This is a genomic window from Kitasatospora sp. MAA4, from assembly GCF_029893355.1.
Taxonomy (GTDB): domain Bacteria; phylum Actinomycetota; class Actinomycetes; order Streptomycetales; family Streptomycetaceae; genus Kitasatospora.
In genome coordinates this window covers 67,618-83,988 of the sequence record NZ_JARZAI010000015.1, presented here as the reverse complement: position 1 = coordinate 83,988, position 16,371 = coordinate 67,618, and the positions used below count along the sequence as shown (strand labels likewise).

The following is a 16,371-nucleotide window of genomic DNA, read 5'->3' as shown; positions in this document are numbered from 1 at the left end:
CCCGATTGGACGGGAACTGTGATCCAGATGGTCTTACTTCGCAATCGACGCGGTCCTGGCCGCCTCGCGGTCCGCCGCGTACCGGCGGTTCTCGCAGACGGAGGTCCAGGCGTTGAGCCGGGCCTGCTTGCGGCCGCCGGCCAGCAGCACGCTCTCCGCCAGCCTGATCGCCGTGCCGATGGTGGTGGTTCCCATTGCCGGGCATCTCCTCTCGCTGGGCTCGGGCCCAGTCTCCGCCGCCGGTGTTTCCGGACAGTGACCAAGCGGTCAAACGCGGATGAAAAGATGAAAGCATCAGGGCCCGGCCGCCACTCGGCAGCCGGGCCCTGATGCGTCCGAATGACGTCAGACGGCGGTGCGCTCGCGGTGCTCCAGCGCCTGCCGGTACAGCCGGCCCGCGCGGTACGACGAACGGACCAGCGGCCCGGACATCACACCGGCGAAGCCGAGCTCCTCGGCCTCCTCCTGAAGCTCCACGAACTCGTGCGGCTTCACCCAGCGCTCGACGGGGTGGTGGCGCACGGAGGGCCGCAGGTACTGCGTGATGGTGATCAGCTCGCAGCCGGCGCCCACCAGGTCGGCCAGCGCCTGGCTGACCTCCTCGCGGGTCTCGCCCATGCCCAGGATCAGGTTGGACTTGGTCACCAGGCCGGCCGCCCGGGCCTGCGTGATGACGTCCAGCGAACGCTCGTAGCGGAAGGCCGGACGGATCCGCTTGAAGATCCGCGGCACCGTCTCGACGTTGTGCGCCAGCACCTGCGGGCGGGACGAGAAGACCTCGGCGAGCTGCTCGGGCACCGCGTTGAAGTCCGGGATCAGCAGCTCGACGCCGGTCTGGCCGCCGCTGCGGCCGGCCGTCAGCGCGTGCACCTGGCGGACCGTCTCGGCGTACAGCCAGGCACCGCCGTCCGGCAGGTCGTCGCGGGCCACGCCGGTGATGGTGGCGTAGTTCAGGTCCATCGTGACGATGGACTCGGCGACCCGGCGCGGCTCGTCGCGGTCGAAGTCGGCCGGCTTGCCGGTGTCGATCTGGCAGAAGTCACAGCGGCGGGTGCACTGGTCGCCGCCGATCAGGAAGGTCGCCTCGCGGTCTTCCCAGCACTCGAAGATGTTGGGGCAGCCGGCCTCCTGGCAGACCGTGTGCAGGCCTTCCTTCTTGACCAGCGACTGGAGGGCGTTGTACTCCGGGCCCATCTTCGCCCGGGTCTTGATCCACTCCGGCTTCCGCTCGATGGGGGTCTCGCTGTTGCGGACCTCCAGGCGGAGAAGCTTCCTGCCGTCGGGGGCGACAGCGGACACGTGCGACTCCTAGAACTAGACGGGGTACCCCCAGGGTACGCCTGTGCTTGTACGGTCTTGGCCGAGCCTGAGCCCCGCATTCGCAGGGCAACAGTCGAAGCGGGTCAGGGATTCCCGACCAGTGCGGGTTCCGGCAGTTCGGCGAAGACCTCGGCCAGGTAGCGCTCGACCACCGGCAGTGCCTCTCCCACGGGGACGTCCCGGCCCAGTTCGGTGGAGAGCGAGCCGACGCCGGCGTCCCGGATCCCGCACGGGATGATCCGGTCGAACCAGGTCATGTCCGGGTTGCAGTTGAGCGCGAAGCCGTGCATCGTCACGCCGCGCGCGACCCGCACCCCGATCGCCGCGAGCTTGCGGTCGTCGCCGCGCTGGCCGGCGTTGGACGGCGCGTACTCGGGGCCGGCCAGCCGCGGATCGATGCCCAGCGGCAGGCCCATCCGCAGCGTGAGGCGGCCGATGTCGACCACCTGGGACGGGTCCACCCGGGCGTCCGGCAGCTCCTCGCCCAGCACCCAGACGCCGCTGCGGCCCTCGACCCGGCTGGACGCCACGGCGAACTCGGTGCAGGCGCGGATCAGCGCCTCCTCCAGGCGGCGCACGTACGCGACCACGTCCATCGGCTCCGGCAGCTTGACGATCGGGTAGCCGATCAGCTGGCCGGGACCGTGCCAGGTGCCCTCGCCGCCGCGGTTGACCTCCACCACGGGGGTGCCGTCCAGCGGCAGGTCCTCGGGCTTGGTGCGCCGACCGGCCGTGTAGACCGGCTGGTGCTCCAGCAGCAGCACGGTGTCCGGGATCTCGTCGGCCCGCCGCAGGGCGTGCAGCCGCTGCTGCTCCTCCCAGGCGACCTGGTACGGCACCGCGCCTTCGCCGATGCCCATGCGTATGAACCGCACGTTCTCGCTCACCACTGCTCCTTGCCCAGGCGTTCGAGACCAACCTGGCTAGCGTACGCCCGGTCGCTCGGCTACCCGAGAGCAGCTGGAGCCCATGTGGTGAACCACCACCATCAGCCGCCCCGACATGGGCGTGCACGCCATGAGGTCTCCGAGGCGCGAAACGCGAGCAGACCCAAACCCCAAGTGGGCCACCTTCCCCACAACGGGCGCCCCTGCTTCACCCGTTCGGAGGATTGCCCGCCCAGATCCACCCATAGCGCCCGAATGCTCGCTACATTCACGCCGATTCCCGACAGGGGGCGCCGCGCCGGGCAGCGGGGGATTGGACTTCCCGGTGCGCCGTCCGAGAGGTGTTGACTGACATGTCCCAACGGCCTGCGACCGACAGCCCGGCCTACGGTCCGCTCGACCCGCACGAACGGCGGACCGCGCGGTCCCTGCCGGATGCCTCCCTGTCCGCCCCGCCGGACGACGAACGTGCGGACGAAGCCGCCGGCGGCCGGACGCCCGTCGAGCGCGCCCAGAACGTCGAGCGCGCCCAGAACGTCGAGCGCGCCCAGAACGTCGAGCGAGCCCAGAACCCGGCGCTCGCCGCGCTGATCGAGGAGGCCGGCTTCTCCCATGCCGGCCTGGCCCGCCGGGTGGACCAGCTGGGCCTGGAACACGGGCTCGACCTGCGCTACGACAAGACCTCGGTGACCCGCTGGCTGCGCGGCCAGCAGCCGCGCGGGGCCACTCCGGCGCTGATCGCCGAGGTCTTCACCCGGCGGCTGGGCCGGCGCCTCTCGGCCCAGGACATCGGCCTGGACGCCTGCGCGCCGGTCTACGCGGGCCTGGAGTTCGCGCAGACCCCGCAGGAGGCCGTGGACATCGTCGCCAGCATGTGGCGCAAGGACACCGGGCCGCAGTCCGAGCTGCGCCGGATCGCCTTCACCCCGGCCGGCCTGGTGGTCCCCAGCCGGGACTGGCTGATCGGTCGCAGCGACGAGCAGGTCGCCCGGGACGGTTCGGCCGGCGGTTACCCGGCGGGGCCGGGCGTCACGCCGGACCAGGCCGACCACCACCCGGACCATCCGCCGCAGCGGCCGGGCGGCGTGCCCGCCGCCCGGTCGGTCAGCACCGGACGGGTCCCCTCGCAGAGCCGGCGCCCGCTGGTCTCCGAGCTGAGGTCCCCGCAGCCCGCGGCGGCCCCGCCGCCCGACCCCGGTGTCCGGGCGCCGCGCCCGGGCCTGCGGGTCGGCCGCGGCGACATCGCGGCCGTCCGGGCGGTCGGAGACCTGTTCCGAGCCCTGGACCACGCCTACGGCGGCGGGCACGCCCGGCAGGCGCTGGTGCGCTACCTGGAGAGCGAGGCCGAGCCGATGCTGCGCGGCCGCTACGGCGAGCAGATCGGCCGGGCGCTGTTCGCCGCCGTCGCCGACCTGACCAGGCTGGCCGGCTGGACGTCCTTCGACATCGCCGCCCACGGGCTGGCCCAGCGCTACTTCGTACAGGCGCTGCGGCTCTCCCAGGCGGCCGGGGACCGAGTGCTCGGCGGGTACGTGCTGATCACCATGAGCCAGCAGGCCGTGCACCTGGGGCACGGCCGCGAGGCGGTGCAGCTGGCCCGGGTCGCCCAGCAGGGCGTGGGGACGGCGGCGCCGGCCGCGGTGCAGGCGCTGATGCACGCCGCCGAGGCCCGCGGGCACGGGATACTGGGCGACGTCCGCTCCTGCACCACCGCGCTGGTGCGCTCCGAGCGGGCCCTCGCGGTCGCCCGCGGCGGCGACGAACTCCCCTCCTGGGCACGGTACTTCGACGAGGCCCAGCTGGCCGACGAGTTCGCCCACTGCTATCGCGACCTGCAGCAGTGGCGGCCGGCCGCGCAGCATGCCGAGAAGTCGCTGCGGCTGCGCTCGGCGGTGTACGCGCGCAACCGGGTCTTCTGCCGGATGGTGCTGGCCGCCGCCCGTCTCGGTATGGGCGACCTGGAGGAGTCCTGCGCGATGGCCACCGAGGCGCTGCGCGCGGCGGGGGAGATGCGCTCGGCCCGGACGGTCGAGTACCTGCGCGACTTCCACCGCCGGCTGGCGCCGTACCGCGGCAGCCCGGTGGCCCGCGCCTTCGAGGAGGCCGCCCGTCAAGCCGGGGTGATCTAGCAGTACCCGTGCCGCAGGCGGCCCGTCACCAGCTCTCCGCCTGCGGCCGGGCCACCCCGACCGGCAGCTCGCTCTCGCCGCGCAGGTGCTGGGCGAGCAGCGGGAGGACGAGCACCGAGAGCATCCCCGCCCCGACCAGCGCGGCCGCCGTGGAGGCGGCCAACTGCTGGCCGGGGCGGCGCGCGTACGCCACCGCGAGCGCGGTGGTGGTCAGCGCCAGCCCGGCGAAGGCGCCGGTCAGCGCCGACCGGTTGACCAGTGCCCCGGCACCCAGCGCGACCACCAGCGCGACCAGCCAGGCCGCGCCCGCCCGCCGCAGCGGGCCGCCGCGCCGCCGGGGCTCAGGCCGCCTCGCGGGCCTCCCGTGCCCCGGAGTCGCCGGCCGCCCCGAGGTCGCGCAGCGCGGCCAGCGCCGCCCGCCGCCCCGAGAGCAGCGCCCCCTGGGCGCTGCTGGTGTCCCGGTGGTCGCCGCAGACGTACAGGCCGGCCAGCACCCGCACCGGCCGGCGGAAGTTGTGCGGGGGCGGCATGGCCGGGACGGCGTCCGGGAGGTGGCGCACGCTCAGGAACTCCCACTCGCGCGCCGACACCCCGTACAGCTCCACCAGCCGGGCCCGGACCGCCGGTTCGAGCCCGGCCGGTCCGCCCGCGTCGAAGCTGCGCCGCCCGAGCACGGTGGTGGCCACCAGCGAGCGCCCGGCCGGGGCGTAGGACGGGTGCACCTCACTGAGCACCAGCGAGTGCGACACCGGGGCCGCGCCGCTGGGCCGCTCGGCGTCCAGCAGCAGCACCGCCTCCGCCAGCGGCGAGCCGGCGGTCGAGTGGTAGTAGGTGGTCACCGGGTGGAACTCCGGCAGCCGCAGCCCGGGCAGCAGTTCGGCGGCCGAACGGGCGTCGGTGGCCAGCAGGACGGCGCGCGCACCGATCCAGCCGTGCTCCTCGGTCAGCACGCCGCCCGCGCCGACCGAGGTCACCCGCACGCCCAGCCGTACCGTGCCGGGCGGCAGCGCCTCGGCCAGCCGCCCCGGCACGGCGGCCGTCCCTGCGGCGGGCAGGCAGAGCGGCCCGCGGGCGTAGCCGCGCAGCACCAGGTCGGCCACCCGGCTGCTGGTGCTCAGCGCCGGGTCGCTGAGCAGTGCGGTCAGCAGCGGGCGCAGGAAGCCGTCCACCATCCGCGGGGAGAGCCCCCGTTCGGTCAGCGCCCGGGCGGTGGTGGTCTCCGGACGGGCCATCAGCCGGGGCACCGGGGTGGCGGCGAGCCGGTTGAGCGCCGAGCCGAGCCGGGCCTTGTCCAGCGAGCCGCCGAGCGGTGCGCGGGCAGCGGTCTGGCGGGGTGCGGGCGGCTGCGGCCCGACGGTCCGGTAGCGGCGGCCCGCGCTGTGCACCTGGACCCCGGGGGCCAGCGTGCAGAGTTCGAGCTCGTCGAGGTCGAGCCGGCGGATCAGCTCGGGAAAGTCGGTGTTGAGCAGCTGACCGCCGTGGTCCAGCCGGTAGCCGTCCAGCTGGTGGTCGGCCATGCGGCCGCCGATCCGCTCGGTCGCCTCCAGCACCTGGACGTCGAGTCCGGCGCTGATCAGCGCTCCGGCGGCGGCGAGGCCCGCCAGGCCGGCGCCGACCACGACCACGTCGGGGTCGGCGGGGCGGCTGCGGCGGGTGATGTCATATGCGGTCACGGGCGAGCTCCCTCCCTGGTCCCGGAGCTCCGGCCGGCTGACGGCTGCGGGGTGCCGGGACGGTCCGAACAGGTGATGCCCCGTCAAAGCCTTGTTCAGGCAAGGGCATTCGGTCGGATCTGGACGGTCTTCGCCATGCGGTGGCACGCCCGTCGGGAACGGCGGCGCGCCGTGCGCTGTCGGGCGCCGTGGAGTGCTCCCGTGCGCCCCCTCTGCGGCCCTGCTGGCGCACGGCGCCGCCCCCCGGGCCAACCGTGCGCCAGCGCCGTACTGGGGCTCCCTAGCGGGCGGCGCGGGCCGCCGCGTCCACGGTCGGGTGGGCGAAGCGGAACCCGGCGTCCAGCAGCTTGCGCGGCACCACCCGGTGGCTCCCGACCACCTCCACCGCCATCTCACCCAGCGCGATCCGCAGCACCGCCTCCGGCACCGGGAACGGCGTGGGCCGCCCCAGCGCCCGGCCCAGCGCCGCCGTGAGCTCGCGGTTGGTCACCGGCTCCGGCGCGGTCAGGTTCACCGGGCCGCTCAGCTCCTGGTTCTCGATCAGGAAGCGCAGTGCCGCCACCTGGTCGACCAGCGAGATGAAGCTCCAGTACTGCTCGCCCGAGCCCAGCCGGCCGCCGAGACCGAGCTTGAAGAGCGGGAAGAGCCGCCCGCCGGCCCCGCCCTGGGACGTGAGCACCAGCCCGGTGCGCGGGTGCACCACCCGCACGCCCGCCTCGGCGGCCGGCCGCGCGGCGCCCTCCCACTCCACGCAGACCCGGGCCAGGAAGTCGTCCCCGGCCGGCGCCGTCTCGTCGATCACCCGGTCGCCGGTCTGCCCGTAGTAGCCGACGGCCGAGCCGCTGACCAGCACGGCCGGCGGCTTGTCCGCCGCCAGCAGCGCGGTGACCAGGGTGCGGGTGCCGCCCACCCGGCTGTCGTGGATCGTCCGCTTGTAGGTCTCGGTCCAGCGCCGGTCGCCGACGCCCGCGCCGGCCAGGTGCACCACGGCGTCCGTCCCGACCAGCGCGGCCTGGTCGAGCTGGCCGAGTTCGGGGCTCCAGCCGATGCCGAGCGACCCGTCGGGCTGCGGACCGAGCGCGCGGCGGTGCCGGACCAGGCGGACCACCTGGTGGCCGTCGGCCAGCAGCGAGCGGACGAGGGCGGAGCCGATCAGGCCCGAGGAACCGGTGACAGCGATACGCATGCGGCCATCCTGGCAGGCGGTCCCGGCCGCCCGGCCTCCTGGGCCCCTCGGCCCGGGCGTGTCGCCGACCCGTCACCCGCGCTGCCCCGTGTCGAGGGGCACCGGAGGCCCGACGGCCCGTCACCCGGCCGGTCTGTCTGCCGCCGCTCGCGACCGATACGGTACGGCGGTGAGCAACTCGACTCCTCCCGGCTGGTACCCGGACCCGCAGCGCGGCCCCGACGGCGGCGCTGCGCAGGAACGCTACTGGGACGGTGGCGGCTGGACCGCGCAGACCCGCCCGCCCGCCGCGCCGCCGCGCTGGGACGTCAGCGGGCCGGCCGCGCCGCCGGCCCCCCGGTCGGTGGTGTCCGACGCCTCGCCCGCGTACGGCCACCCGGCCGTGCCCGCCCCGATCGAGCCTCCGGGCTACGGCTTCCCCCCGCCGCCCCCGGTCCCCGCCCCCGCGGCCTACGGCTTCCCGCCCCCGCCGCCCACCCCGTACCCGCCGCTCGGCCCGCCGGCCTACCCGGCGGCCGCGCCGTACGGCGGCCCCTACCTCCCGCCGCCGCAGCCCCAGCCCGCGCGCCGGCAGACCGGGGTGATCGTCGGCGTGCTGGCGGGTGCACTGCTGCTGGTCGGCGGCACGGTCGTCGGCGCCGCCGCACTGCTGAGCACGAGCCGCAGCTCCGCCGTCGCCCCCGCGTCGGCCGCCGCCGCGCCGCAGCCCGCCCAGCCGTCCGCGCAGCCCTCTGCCCAGCCCTCTCCGGGTCCCTCGGACCAGCTTCCCCCGCAGAGCAAGGCCCCGGTCTCCCCGGACGGCAGCTCGGTCACCGACGCCACGCACGACTGGACCGTCCCACTGCCGTCCGGCTGGAACTCCGTGGACCGCCCCGCCAGCAGCGCGCTGCTGATGACCACCACCCCGTACGACTGCAGCACGCCCGGCGGCTGCGTCCGCGGCAGCTTCGCGATCGACAGCCTGCCGACCCAGGGCGCCGACGCGCAGTCGGTGGCCCAGGCGACCATGGCGAACTACGCGCCGCAGCTCTACGGCACCCTCGCCTCGCACCAGGAACTGGCCTCCACCCCGATCACCGCGGCGGGCCTGACCGGCTACGCGGTCCGCTGGCACGTGGTCCCGACCAGCGGAGCCAAGGGCTACCTCCTGCTGGTGGCGCTGCCCTCGGCCGGCGGCGGCTTCTCCATCCTGGTCGGCTCGGTCGACGACGACCCCAGCGCGCCGCAGCCTGCGGTGCTCGAACAGATCGTCGCCGGAATCCGGGCCGCCGCGCCGGCCAACAGCGTCTGACGCCGCACCGAGCAGCGCTCAGTCCCCGTACAGCTCCCACAACTTGGGGAATCGTTTCGCCATCTCGGCCGCGTCGTCGAAGTCGAACGGCGCGCCCTCCGGCTGCCGGGGCTGCTGCGTCCCCAGGTCCGGCAGCGGCATGCCCGTCAGCCGCTCGTGCGCCTCGTCGGCGGCGTAGCCGAACTCCTCGGCGTCGCCGTCCTCCTCCTCGTCGAAGTCGGACACCAGCTCGGCGAGGTCGTCCGGGTGGTGCACCGCGCCCTCGAAGACCTCCCGCCCCTGGGCGATCAGCCAGCACCGGAAGTAGTCGAAGGCGTCCTCCGACGCCCCGTCGAGCATCAGGTACGCCGCGCCCCACAGCTCGCGCGTGTAGGCCCGCTGGAAGCGCGCCTCGAACAGCCGGGCGAAGTCGATCACCTCATCCGGCGTCAGCTGCCCGAGCCGCTCCACCAGCAGGTCGGCCTGGTCGTCCGGATCGCCGTCGGCGGCGTCGCGGGTCTCATCGATGATCTGCCAGAAGTCCGTCTCGTACATCACCGCTCCAGCATCCCTGGTCCACGAACCGAACGCACACCCTATGCGCCGCCCGTGCGCGGCGCGCGTCGAGCGGAAAAGCGCCGAGCCCCGGTCCGTCACGGGTACGGACCGGGGCTCGGCGATGGTGCAGATGGTGCAGATGTTGCCTGAAGTGCCTTACAGGCCGAGGTCGCCCTCGAAGGCGCCCTCTTCCAGGCGCGCCTTGACGGTGCCCAGGAAGCGGGCCGCGTCGGCGCCGTCGACGATCCGGTGGTCGTACGACAGGGCCAGCAGGACCATGTCGCGGATCGCGATCGTCTCGCCCAGGTCCGGGTGGTTGATGACCACCGGGCGGCGCACGGTGGCGCCGATGCCCAGCATGCCCACCTGCGGCTGGTTGAGGATCGGGGTGTCGAACAGCGCGCCGCGCGAACCGGTGTTGGTCACCGTGAAGGTGCCGCCGGCCAGCTCGTCGGGCTTGAGGCCACCGTCGCGGGTGCGGGCCGCCAGGTCGGCGACCTTCTTCGCGATACCGGCGATGTTGAGGTCGCCGGCGCCGTGGATCACCGGGACGAAGAGCCCCTTCTCGGTGTCCACCGCGATGCCGATGTTCTCGACGTCGTGGTACGTGATGGTGTCGTCGTCGTTCACCCGGGCGTTGACGATCGGGTGGACCTTGAGCGCCTCGGTGGCGGCCTTGATGAAGAACGGCATCGGCGAGAGCTTGACGCCCTCGCGCTGCAGGAAGCCGTTCTTCGCCTTGGCGCGCAGCTGCATGATGCGCGTGACGTCGACCTCGACCACGGTGGTCAGCTGCGCCGACACCTTGAGCGACTCGACCATGTGCTTGGCGATCGCCTTGCGCACACGGGTCATCGGCACGGTCTGGCCACGCAGCGGCGAGGCGACGACCGGGGCGGCGGCCTTCGCGGCAGCCGGCGCGGCGGCCGGAACGGCAGCAGCGGCGGCGCGAGCGGCGGCAGCGGCCTCGGCGGCGGCGATGACGTCCTGCTTGCGGATCCGGCCACCGACACCGGTGCCGGCGAGCGAGCCGAGCGCGACACCCTGCTCGGCCGCGAGCTTGCGGACCAGCGGGGTGACGTAGGCGTCACCGGCGTCGGCGACCGGCGCGGCGGCGACGGGCGCCGGGGCAGCGGCGACCGGAGCCGGAGCGGCCGGGGCGGCCGGAGCCACCGGGGCGGCGGGCGCGACCGGCGCGGGGGCCGGGGCAACCGGAGCCGGAGCGGCCACGGGAGCCGGAGCGGCGGCGACCGGGGCGGGAGCCGCCACCGGAGCCGGCGCGGCCACGGGGGCCGGAGCAGCCGGAGCGGCCGCGACCGCACCCGCCACGCCGATCAGCGCGAGCTGCGCGCCGACCTCGGCCGTCTCGTCCTCGCCGACCAGGATCTTCACCAGCACACCGGCGACCGGCGACGGGATCTCGGTGTCGACCTTGTCCGTCGAGACCTCGAGCAGCGGCTCGTCGACCGCGACGGTCTCGCCCTCGGCCTTGAGCCAGCGGGTGACGGTGCCCTCGGACACCGACTCGCCGAGCGCCGGCAGCAGGATCGGGGTGGCGTCGGCAGCCGGGGCGGCAGCGGCCACCGGGGCGGCCGGAGCCTCGACGACGGGGGCCGGAGCAGCCGGGGCCACCGGAGCGGCCGGAGCCTCGACGACCGGAGCCGGCGCAGCGGCGGCGGCCGGGGCGGCAGCGGCCACCGGGGCGCCCGAGCCGTCGTCGATGATGGCCAGCTCGGCGCCGACCTCGACGGTCTCGTCCTCGGCGACCTTGATCGAGGCGAGGATGCCGGAGACCGGCGCGGGGATTTCGGTGTCGACCTTGTCCGTCGAGACCTCAAGCAGCGGCTCGTCGGCCTCCACTCGCTCACCCTCGGCCTTGAGCCAACGGGTGACAGTGCCCTCGGACACGCTCTCGCCCAGTGCGGGCAGCGTTACTGAGACCGCCATGGTTTCAGCGACTCCTATCAAGTCTTGCGTTCAGGAAGGGGGAAGTGGAGGGGCGATCAGTCGTGCGAGTGCAGCGGCTTGCCGGCCAGTGCGAGGTGGGCCTCGCCGAGCGCCTCGGACTGCGACGGGTGCGCGTGGATGAGCTGCGCGACCTCGGAGGGCAGGGCCTCCCAGTTGTAGATCAGCTGGGCTTCGCCGACCTGCTCGCCCATGCGCGCGCCGACCATGTGCACGCCCACCACGGCGCCGTCCTTGACCTGGACGAGCTTGACCTCGCCGGCGGTCTTCAGGATCTTGCTCTTGCCGTTGCCGGCCAGGTTGTACTTGAGCGTGACGATCTTGTCCTTGCCGTACACCTCGACGGCCTTGGCCTCGGTGATGCCCACCGACGCGACCTCGGGGTTGCAGTACGTCACGCGCGGCACGCCGTCGTAGTCGATCGGCACGGCCTTGAGGCCGGCCAGCCGCTCGGCGACCAGGATGCCCTCGGCGAAGCCGACGTGCGCCAGCTGCAGGGTCGGGACCAGGTCGCCGACGGCCGAGATGGTGGGGACGTTGGTGCGCATGTACTCGTCGACCAGGACGTAACCGCGGTCCATCGCGACGCCGGCCTCCTCGTAGCCCAGGCCCTGCGAGACCGGGCCGCGGCCGATGGCGACGAGCAGCAGGTCGGCGTCGATCTGCTTGCCGTTCTCGGTGGAGACGCGCACACCGTTCTCGGTGTACTCGACGCCGGAGAAGCGGGCCTTGAGCTCGAACTTGATGCCACGCTTGCGGAAGGCCCGCTCCAGCAGCTTGGAGGAGTTCTCGTCCTCCAGCGGCGCCAGGTGCGGCAGGGCCTCGACGATCGTGACGTCGACGCCGAAGGACTTCCAGACCGAGGCGAACTCGACGCCGATCACGCCACCGCCGAGGATGACGGCGGACTGCGGGATGCGGTCGAGCTTGAGGGCGTGGTCCGAGGAGATCACCCGGTCGCCGTCGATGGTCAGGCCCGGCAGCGACTTCGGCACGGAGCCGGTGGCGAGGACGATGTGGCGGCCCTCGTAGCGCTGGCCGTTGACGTCCACCGAGGTCTGCGAGGAGAGACGGCCCTCGCCGGTGACATAAGTGATCTTGCGCGAGGCGACCAGGCCCTGCAGACCCTTGTAGAGGCCCGAGATCACGTCGTCCTTGTACTTGTGGACGCCCTTGATGTCGATGCCCTGGAAGGTCGCGAGCACGCCGAACTCGGCGGCCTCGCGGGTCTCGTCGGCAATCTCGGCCGCGTGCAGCAGCGCCTTGGTCGGGATGCAGCCCCGGTGCAGGCAGGTGCCGCCGAGTTCGCCCTTCTCGATCAGGGCCACGCTCAGACCCAGCTGAGCGGCGCGGAGCGCCGCGGCGTAACCGCCGCTTCCGCCTCCGAGAATGACTACGTCGAAAACGGTGCTGGCGTCGTTCGCCACGTCACGTCCTCCATGCAATGGGGTGTGGATCGTCCGGGCCGGGGCTGGTCCGGTGTGTCGGGCGGGCCCTTGTGGGGCGCCCAGTCGTGCCGGAAATACATCTTCGCACTTGTTCGCGGCGGCTGATGTCCGGGTCCACTTCGCGAGGGGTGCGCGGTGGCCGGACGGGGGGTGCGAGGACCCCCATTTCCCGCCGTCTGCGCAGGTCAACGCCGCAACGGCGGGGCTTGTTCCAGATGCTGCGCCGATCGTGACCGAACTTGATTCCGCTTTGTGGAACAAAGTTTCGCCCGAAGCGAACACGAAGGTGGGAGTCATCCTGGGGTTACCAATTGGTAACCGGAAAATATGAAACGCCGCAGGGCCCGGCGCCGAGGCGGCCGGGCCCTGCGGGTTCCTGCGTCAGGCCTGCGCGGTCTCCTGCGCCAGCTGCACCAGGGTGCGCACACCGCTGCCGGTGCCGCCCTTGGGGGTGTAGCCGAACGGAGCGCTCTCGTGGAACGCCGGACCGGCGATGTCCAGGTGCGCCCAGTCGATCCCGTCCGCCACGAACTCCTTGAGGAAGAGGCCGGCCACCAGGCCGCCACCCATCCGCTCGCCCATGTTGGCCAGGTCCGCCACCGGCGAGTCCATGCCCTTGCGCAGCTCGGCGGGCAGCGGCATCGGCCAGGACTGCTCGCCCGCGCGCTCGGCCACCGCGTGCAGCTTCTCGCGGTAGGCGTCGCTGCCGGCCATCACGCCGAAGGTGCGGCTGCCCAGCGCCATCACCATGGCGCCGGTCAGGGTCGCCACGTCGACGATCGCGTCCGGGTTCTCCTCGCCGGCCCGCACGATCGCGTCGGCCAGCACCAGGCGGCCCTCGGCGTCGGTGTTGAGCACCTCGACGGTCTTGCCGCCGTACATCCGCAGCACGTCGCCCGGGCGGGTGGCGCTGCCGGACGGCATGTTCTCGGCCAGCGCGAGCCAGCCGGTGATGTTGACGGCCAGGCCCAGGCGCTTGGCGGCGACCACCGCGGCGAAGACCGCGGCCGCGCCGGACATGTCGCACTTCATGGTCTCGTTGTGGCCGGCCGGCTTGAGCGAGATGCCGCCCGAGTCGTAGGTGATGCCCTTGCCGACGAAGGCGAGGGTGGCCTTGGCCTTCGGGTGGGTGTAGGCCACCTTCACCAGCCGCGGCGGGTTGGCGGAGCCGACGCCGACGCCGAGGATGCCGCCGAAGCCGCCCTTGGCCAGCGCCTTCTCGTCCCACACCTCGACCTTGAGACCGTGCTCCTTGCCGGCCGCCTGCACGATGGCGGCGAACGACTTCGGGTGCAGGTCGTTCGGCGGGGTGTTGACGAGGTCGCGCGAGCGGTTCATCTCCTCGCCGAGGACGGTGGCGCGCTCGACAGCGGCCTTGGCGTCCTTGCTGCCCTTGCGACCGGTCAGCACCACGAGGTCGCCGACCGGCTCCTTGCCGCCCTCGGAGGTGCGGTAGGCACTGAAGTCGTACGAGCCGAGCAGGCCGCCCAGCGCGACCGCCTCGATCTCCTCCGCGGACTCGGCCGGCAGCGCCAGGCCGGCCTTCTTCGCGCCGGACAGCGTGCGGGCGGCGACACCGGCCGCACGGCGCAGCGCCTCCAGCGGGTAGCCGCCCTCGGCGGCCTCGCCCAGGCCGACCGCCAGCACGAAGCCGGCCTTCAGACCGGCGGGGGACGGCAGCTTGACGGCCTCGCCCTCAGCACCGTTCGCGCCCAGGGTGGCGAGGGTCTCGGCCAGCTTGCCCTCGAACGCCTCGATGACGGCGTCCGCGCCGGGCGCGACGACGAGACCCTTCGGGCCCTTCGCCACGCCGATCACCAGAGCGTCCGCACGCAGCGCGGCGGCTGAGGAGGTGCTCACAGACAATGCAGTCACGTAATTGCGTCCTGTTCTTTCGCGGTCCACGGCCGGATTGCGGCATGGGTACAGCCCCAGCGTGCTCCGCCAATACGGCGCAGGGCTACGGTGCTCCCCCGCATGGTAGTCCGCATGCTGGGACATCGCCGCCCCCGGTCCTCGCAGGTTACGGACGGGCTACGGGCTCTCACGGACGGCTGAGGGTCAGTCCGATCAGGCAGACCGCGGCGGCCGTCTCGGTCATCGCGCCGAGCACGTCCCCGGTGATCCCCTCGAAGCGTTGTACGCAGCGGCGCAGCAGTAGCCAGGCGGCGAGCAGACCGAGCGTCAGGGCCAACGCGTAGCGCGGATCCGCGCCGAGCAGGGCGAGCGCGACGGCGCTGAGCAGCGAGACCGCGCCCGCGCCCGCGGGGGAGACCGTGCCGGCCACCATCGCGCCGAGGCCGCCGGGGCGGGCGGCGGGCACCGAGCGCAGACAGCCCCAGCCGAGCGCACACCGCCCGGCCACCGCCGCGGTCAGCACGGCCAGTGCCCCGCGCGCCGCAGAGTGCGCGAACTGCCCTTCCAGGCAGGCGATCTGAGCGAACAGCAGCAGAACGATCGTCAGGACGCCGAACGGCCCGATGTCGGACTGCTTCATGATCCGCAGGGCGTCCTCGGCGGGTTTGCCACTGCCCAGGCCGTCCGCGACGTCCGCCAGACCGTCCAGGTGCAGCCCCCGGGTGAGCGCGGCCAGCGCGGCCACCGAGGCGACGGCGGCGAGCAGCGGAGCGCCGCGCCAGGCGGCCACCGCGCCCAGCGCGCCGGCCAGCGTGCCCAGTACCAGCCCGACCAGCGGCGCCGCGAGCATCGCCCGCCCGGCCGAGGCCCGGTCCCAGCGCTCGACCCGGACCCGCAGGACGGAGAGCGTGCCGAAGGCGAAGCGCAGGCCGTGCAGCACGACTCAGCCCTTGCCCAGCAGCTCCAGCGCGGTCGGCAGCTTGACCGGCGCCTTCGGCAGCAGCGGCGCCGCCGGGCCGGCCGTGCCCTGCTCGGCCAGCGCGTCCGAGGCCGCCTGAAGCATCGGCAGGGCCATCAGCGCGCCGACGCCCTCGCCCATGGTGATCTGCTGGTCGTGCAGCGCGGTCAGGGTCAGCCGGTCGTACGCCTTGGCCAGGGCCGGCTCACCGGTCAGCAGACCGGCCCGCCACCACTCCGGCGCGCGGAACGAGACCCGCTGGGCGACCAGGGCGCAGGCCGCCGAGACCACGCCGTCCAGCACCACCGGAAGCTTGCGCACCGCGGCCTGCAGCAGGAAGCCGGTGATCGCCGCGAAGTCCGCGCCGCCGGTCGCCGCGAGCAGCGCCAACTGGTCGCCGAGCACCGGGCGGGCCCGCCGCAGCGCGTCGCGGATCGCGGCGCACTTGACCATCCACACCTTGTCGTCGATGCCCGAGCCGCGCCCGCAGACCGCCGCGGCGTCCGTGCCGCAGAGCGCGCCGATCAGGACGGCGGCCACGGTGGTCGAGCCGACCCCGAGGTCGCCGAGGACCACCAGGTCGGTGCCGAGGTCGGCCTCCTCGTCGGCGACCGCCATACCGGCCGCGAACGCGGCGGCGGCCTCCGCCGGGGTCACCGCGTCCTCGACGTCGATCCGACCCGAGCCGCGCCGCACCCGGTGCCGCACGACCTCGGCGGGGAACTCCGCCGGATCCGCGTCCACCGAGAGGTCCACCACCCGCACGTCCGCGCCGAACCGGCGGGCCAGCCGGGCGACCGGCGCGCTGCCGTCGAGCACCGCGTGCACCCGCCGGGCGGTGCCGCCCTCGGCGGGCAGCCGCGAGACGCCGAGCGAGGCGATGCCGTGGTCGCCGGCGAAGAGCAGCACCTTGGGGGCGGCGATCGCCCGCACCGGGGACTGCCCCTGGACGGAGGAGAGCCAGCTGCCCAGCTCCTCCAGCCGGCCCAGGCCGGCCCGGGGCTTGTCGAGATCGAGCCAGCGCTCCTCGGCCGCGCGACGGGCAGCGTCGTCGGGGCGCTCGACAAGCGAGGCGAAGGTATCGAGATCCACGGTGGTGTCCATCGCGGGGAACATTACC

At 73.9% G+C, this 16,371-nt stretch carries 14 protein-coding genes; 2 read left to right on the top strand and 12 right to left on the bottom strand.

The genetic code is table 11. The features are described 5' to 3' along the window. Positions 1–33 precede the first annotated feature (33 nt). The 3 genes from P3T37_RS20965 to lipB all read right to left on the bottom strand — a co-directional run bounded on the left by P3T37_RS20965 (position 34) and on the right by lipB (position 2,180). Positions 34–195 (bottom strand): hypothetical protein, encoded by a 162-nt coding sequence (locus P3T37_RS20965; RefSeq protein ID WP_280725282.1) that lies wholly within the window; start codon positions 193–195, stop codon positions 34–36. Positions 196–345: 150 nt separating this feature from the next. Further along, positions 346–1,299, bottom strand: a complete 954-nt coding sequence (locus tag P3T37_RS20960) for a lipoyl synthase (RefSeq protein WP_280725281.1) — start codon at positions 1,297–1,299, stop codon at positions 346–348. 104 nt (positions 1,300–1,403) lie between these two features. Next, positions 1,404–2,180 (bottom strand): lipoyl(octanoyl) transferase LipB, encoded by a 777-nt coding sequence (gene lipB, locus P3T37_RS20955; protein WP_280725397.1) that lies wholly within the window; start codon positions 2,178–2,180, stop codon positions 1,404–1,406. A 380-nt stretch (positions 2,181–2,560) separates the two neighbouring features. Between lipB and P3T37_RS20950 the strand changes: the two genes are divergently transcribed. Then, entirely contained in the window at positions 2,561–4,336 is a 1,776-nt protein-coding gene (locus P3T37_RS20950; RefSeq protein ID WP_280725280.1) for a regulator, read from the top strand. Between the two features lie 25 nt (positions 4,337–4,361). Here P3T37_RS20950 and P3T37_RS20945 read toward each other — a convergent pair whose 3' ends face one another. The 3 genes from P3T37_RS20945 to P3T37_RS20935 form a co-directional block, all read right to left on the bottom strand. Next, positions 4,362–4,619: a hypothetical protein gene (locus P3T37_RS20945; protein WP_280725279.1), complete on the bottom strand. Its 258-nt coding sequence runs from the start codon at positions 4,617–4,619 to the stop codon at positions 4,362–4,364. Between the two features lie 58 nt (positions 4,620–4,677). Further along, positions 4,678–6,009, bottom strand: coding sequence for an NAD(P)/FAD-dependent oxidoreductase (locus P3T37_RS20940; protein WP_280725278.1), 1,332 nt, complete (start codon positions 6,007–6,009; stop codon positions 4,678–4,680). A 280-nt stretch (positions 6,010–6,289) separates the two neighbouring features. Next, complete coding sequence (locus tag P3T37_RS20935; protein WP_280725277.1) at positions 6,290–7,195, bottom strand: TIGR01777 family oxidoreductase; 906 nt, start codon at positions 7,193–7,195, stop codon at positions 6,290–6,292. 169 nt (positions 7,196–7,364) lie between these two features. On the opposite strand from P3T37_RS20935, the gene P3T37_RS20930 reads away from it, so the two are divergent. Beyond that, entirely contained in the window at positions 7,365–8,486 is a 1,122-nt protein-coding gene (locus tag P3T37_RS20930; protein WP_280725276.1) for a DUF2510 domain-containing protein, read from the top strand. Between the two features lie 18 nt (positions 8,487–8,504). Here P3T37_RS20930 and P3T37_RS20925 read toward each other — a convergent pair whose 3' ends face one another. From P3T37_RS20925 to P3T37_RS20900, 6 genes are all read right to left on the bottom strand, one after another. Then, positions 8,505–9,020 (bottom strand): DUF4240 domain-containing protein, encoded by a 516-nt coding sequence (locus tag P3T37_RS20925; protein ID WP_280725396.1) that lies wholly within the window; start codon positions 9,018–9,020, stop codon positions 8,505–8,507. A gap of 159 nt (positions 9,021–9,179) precedes the next feature. Beyond that, entirely contained in the window at positions 9,180–10,970 is a 1,791-nt protein-coding gene (sucB, locus tag P3T37_RS20920; protein ID WP_280725275.1) for a 2-oxoglutarate dehydrogenase, E2 component, dihydrolipoamide succinyltransferase, read from the bottom strand. A 56-nt stretch (positions 10,971–11,026) separates the two neighbouring features. After that, entirely contained in the window at positions 11,027–12,415 is a 1,389-nt protein-coding gene (gene lpdA / locus P3T37_RS20915) for a dihydrolipoyl dehydrogenase (protein ID WP_280725274.1), read from the bottom strand. Positions 12,416–12,817: 402 nt separating this feature from the next. Next, positions 12,818–14,311, bottom strand: coding sequence for a leucyl aminopeptidase (locus P3T37_RS20910; RefSeq protein WP_280725273.1), 1,494 nt, complete (start codon positions 14,309–14,311; stop codon positions 12,818–12,820). Between the two features lie 169 nt (positions 14,312–14,480). Beyond that, complete coding sequence (locus P3T37_RS20905; RefSeq protein WP_280725272.1) at positions 14,481–15,233, bottom strand: adenosylcobinamide-GDP ribazoletransferase; 753 nt, start codon at positions 15,231–15,233, stop codon at positions 14,481–14,483. A gap of 3 nt (positions 15,234–15,236) precedes the next feature. Then, positions 15,237–16,355, bottom strand: coding sequence for a nicotinate-nucleotide--dimethylbenzimidazole phosphoribosyltransferase (locus P3T37_RS20900; protein WP_280725271.1), 1,119 nt, complete (start codon positions 16,353–16,355; stop codon positions 15,237–15,239). Positions 16,356–16,371 lie beyond the last annotated feature (16 nt).

Coding starts and splice junctions, on each gene's coding strand:
- P3T37_RS20950 (WP_280725280.1), top strand. CDS start 2,561: ATGTCCCAACGGCCTGCGACCGACAGCCCGGCCTACGGTCCGCTCGAC.
- P3T37_RS20925 (WP_280725396.1), bottom strand. CDS start 9,020: ATGTACGAGACGGACTTCTGGCAGATCATCGATGAGACCCGCGACGCC.
- P3T37_RS20935 (WP_280725277.1), bottom strand. CDS start 7,195: ATGCGTATCGCTGTCACCGGTTCCTCGGGCCTGATCGGCTCCGCCCTC.
- P3T37_RS20965 (WP_280725282.1), bottom strand. CDS start 195: ATGGGAACCACCACCATCGGCACGGCGATCAGGCTGGCGGAGAGCGTG.
- P3T37_RS20900 (WP_280725271.1), bottom strand. CDS start 16,355: ATGGACACCACCGTGGATCTCGATACCTTCGCCTCGCTTGTCGAGCGC.
- lipB (WP_280725397.1), bottom strand. CDS start 2,180: ATGGGCATCGGCGAAGGCGCGGTGCCGTACCAGGTCGCCTGGGAGGAG.
- sucB (WP_280725275.1), bottom strand. CDS start 10,970: ATGGCGGTCTCAGTAACGCTGCCCGCACTGGGCGAGAGCGTGTCCGAG.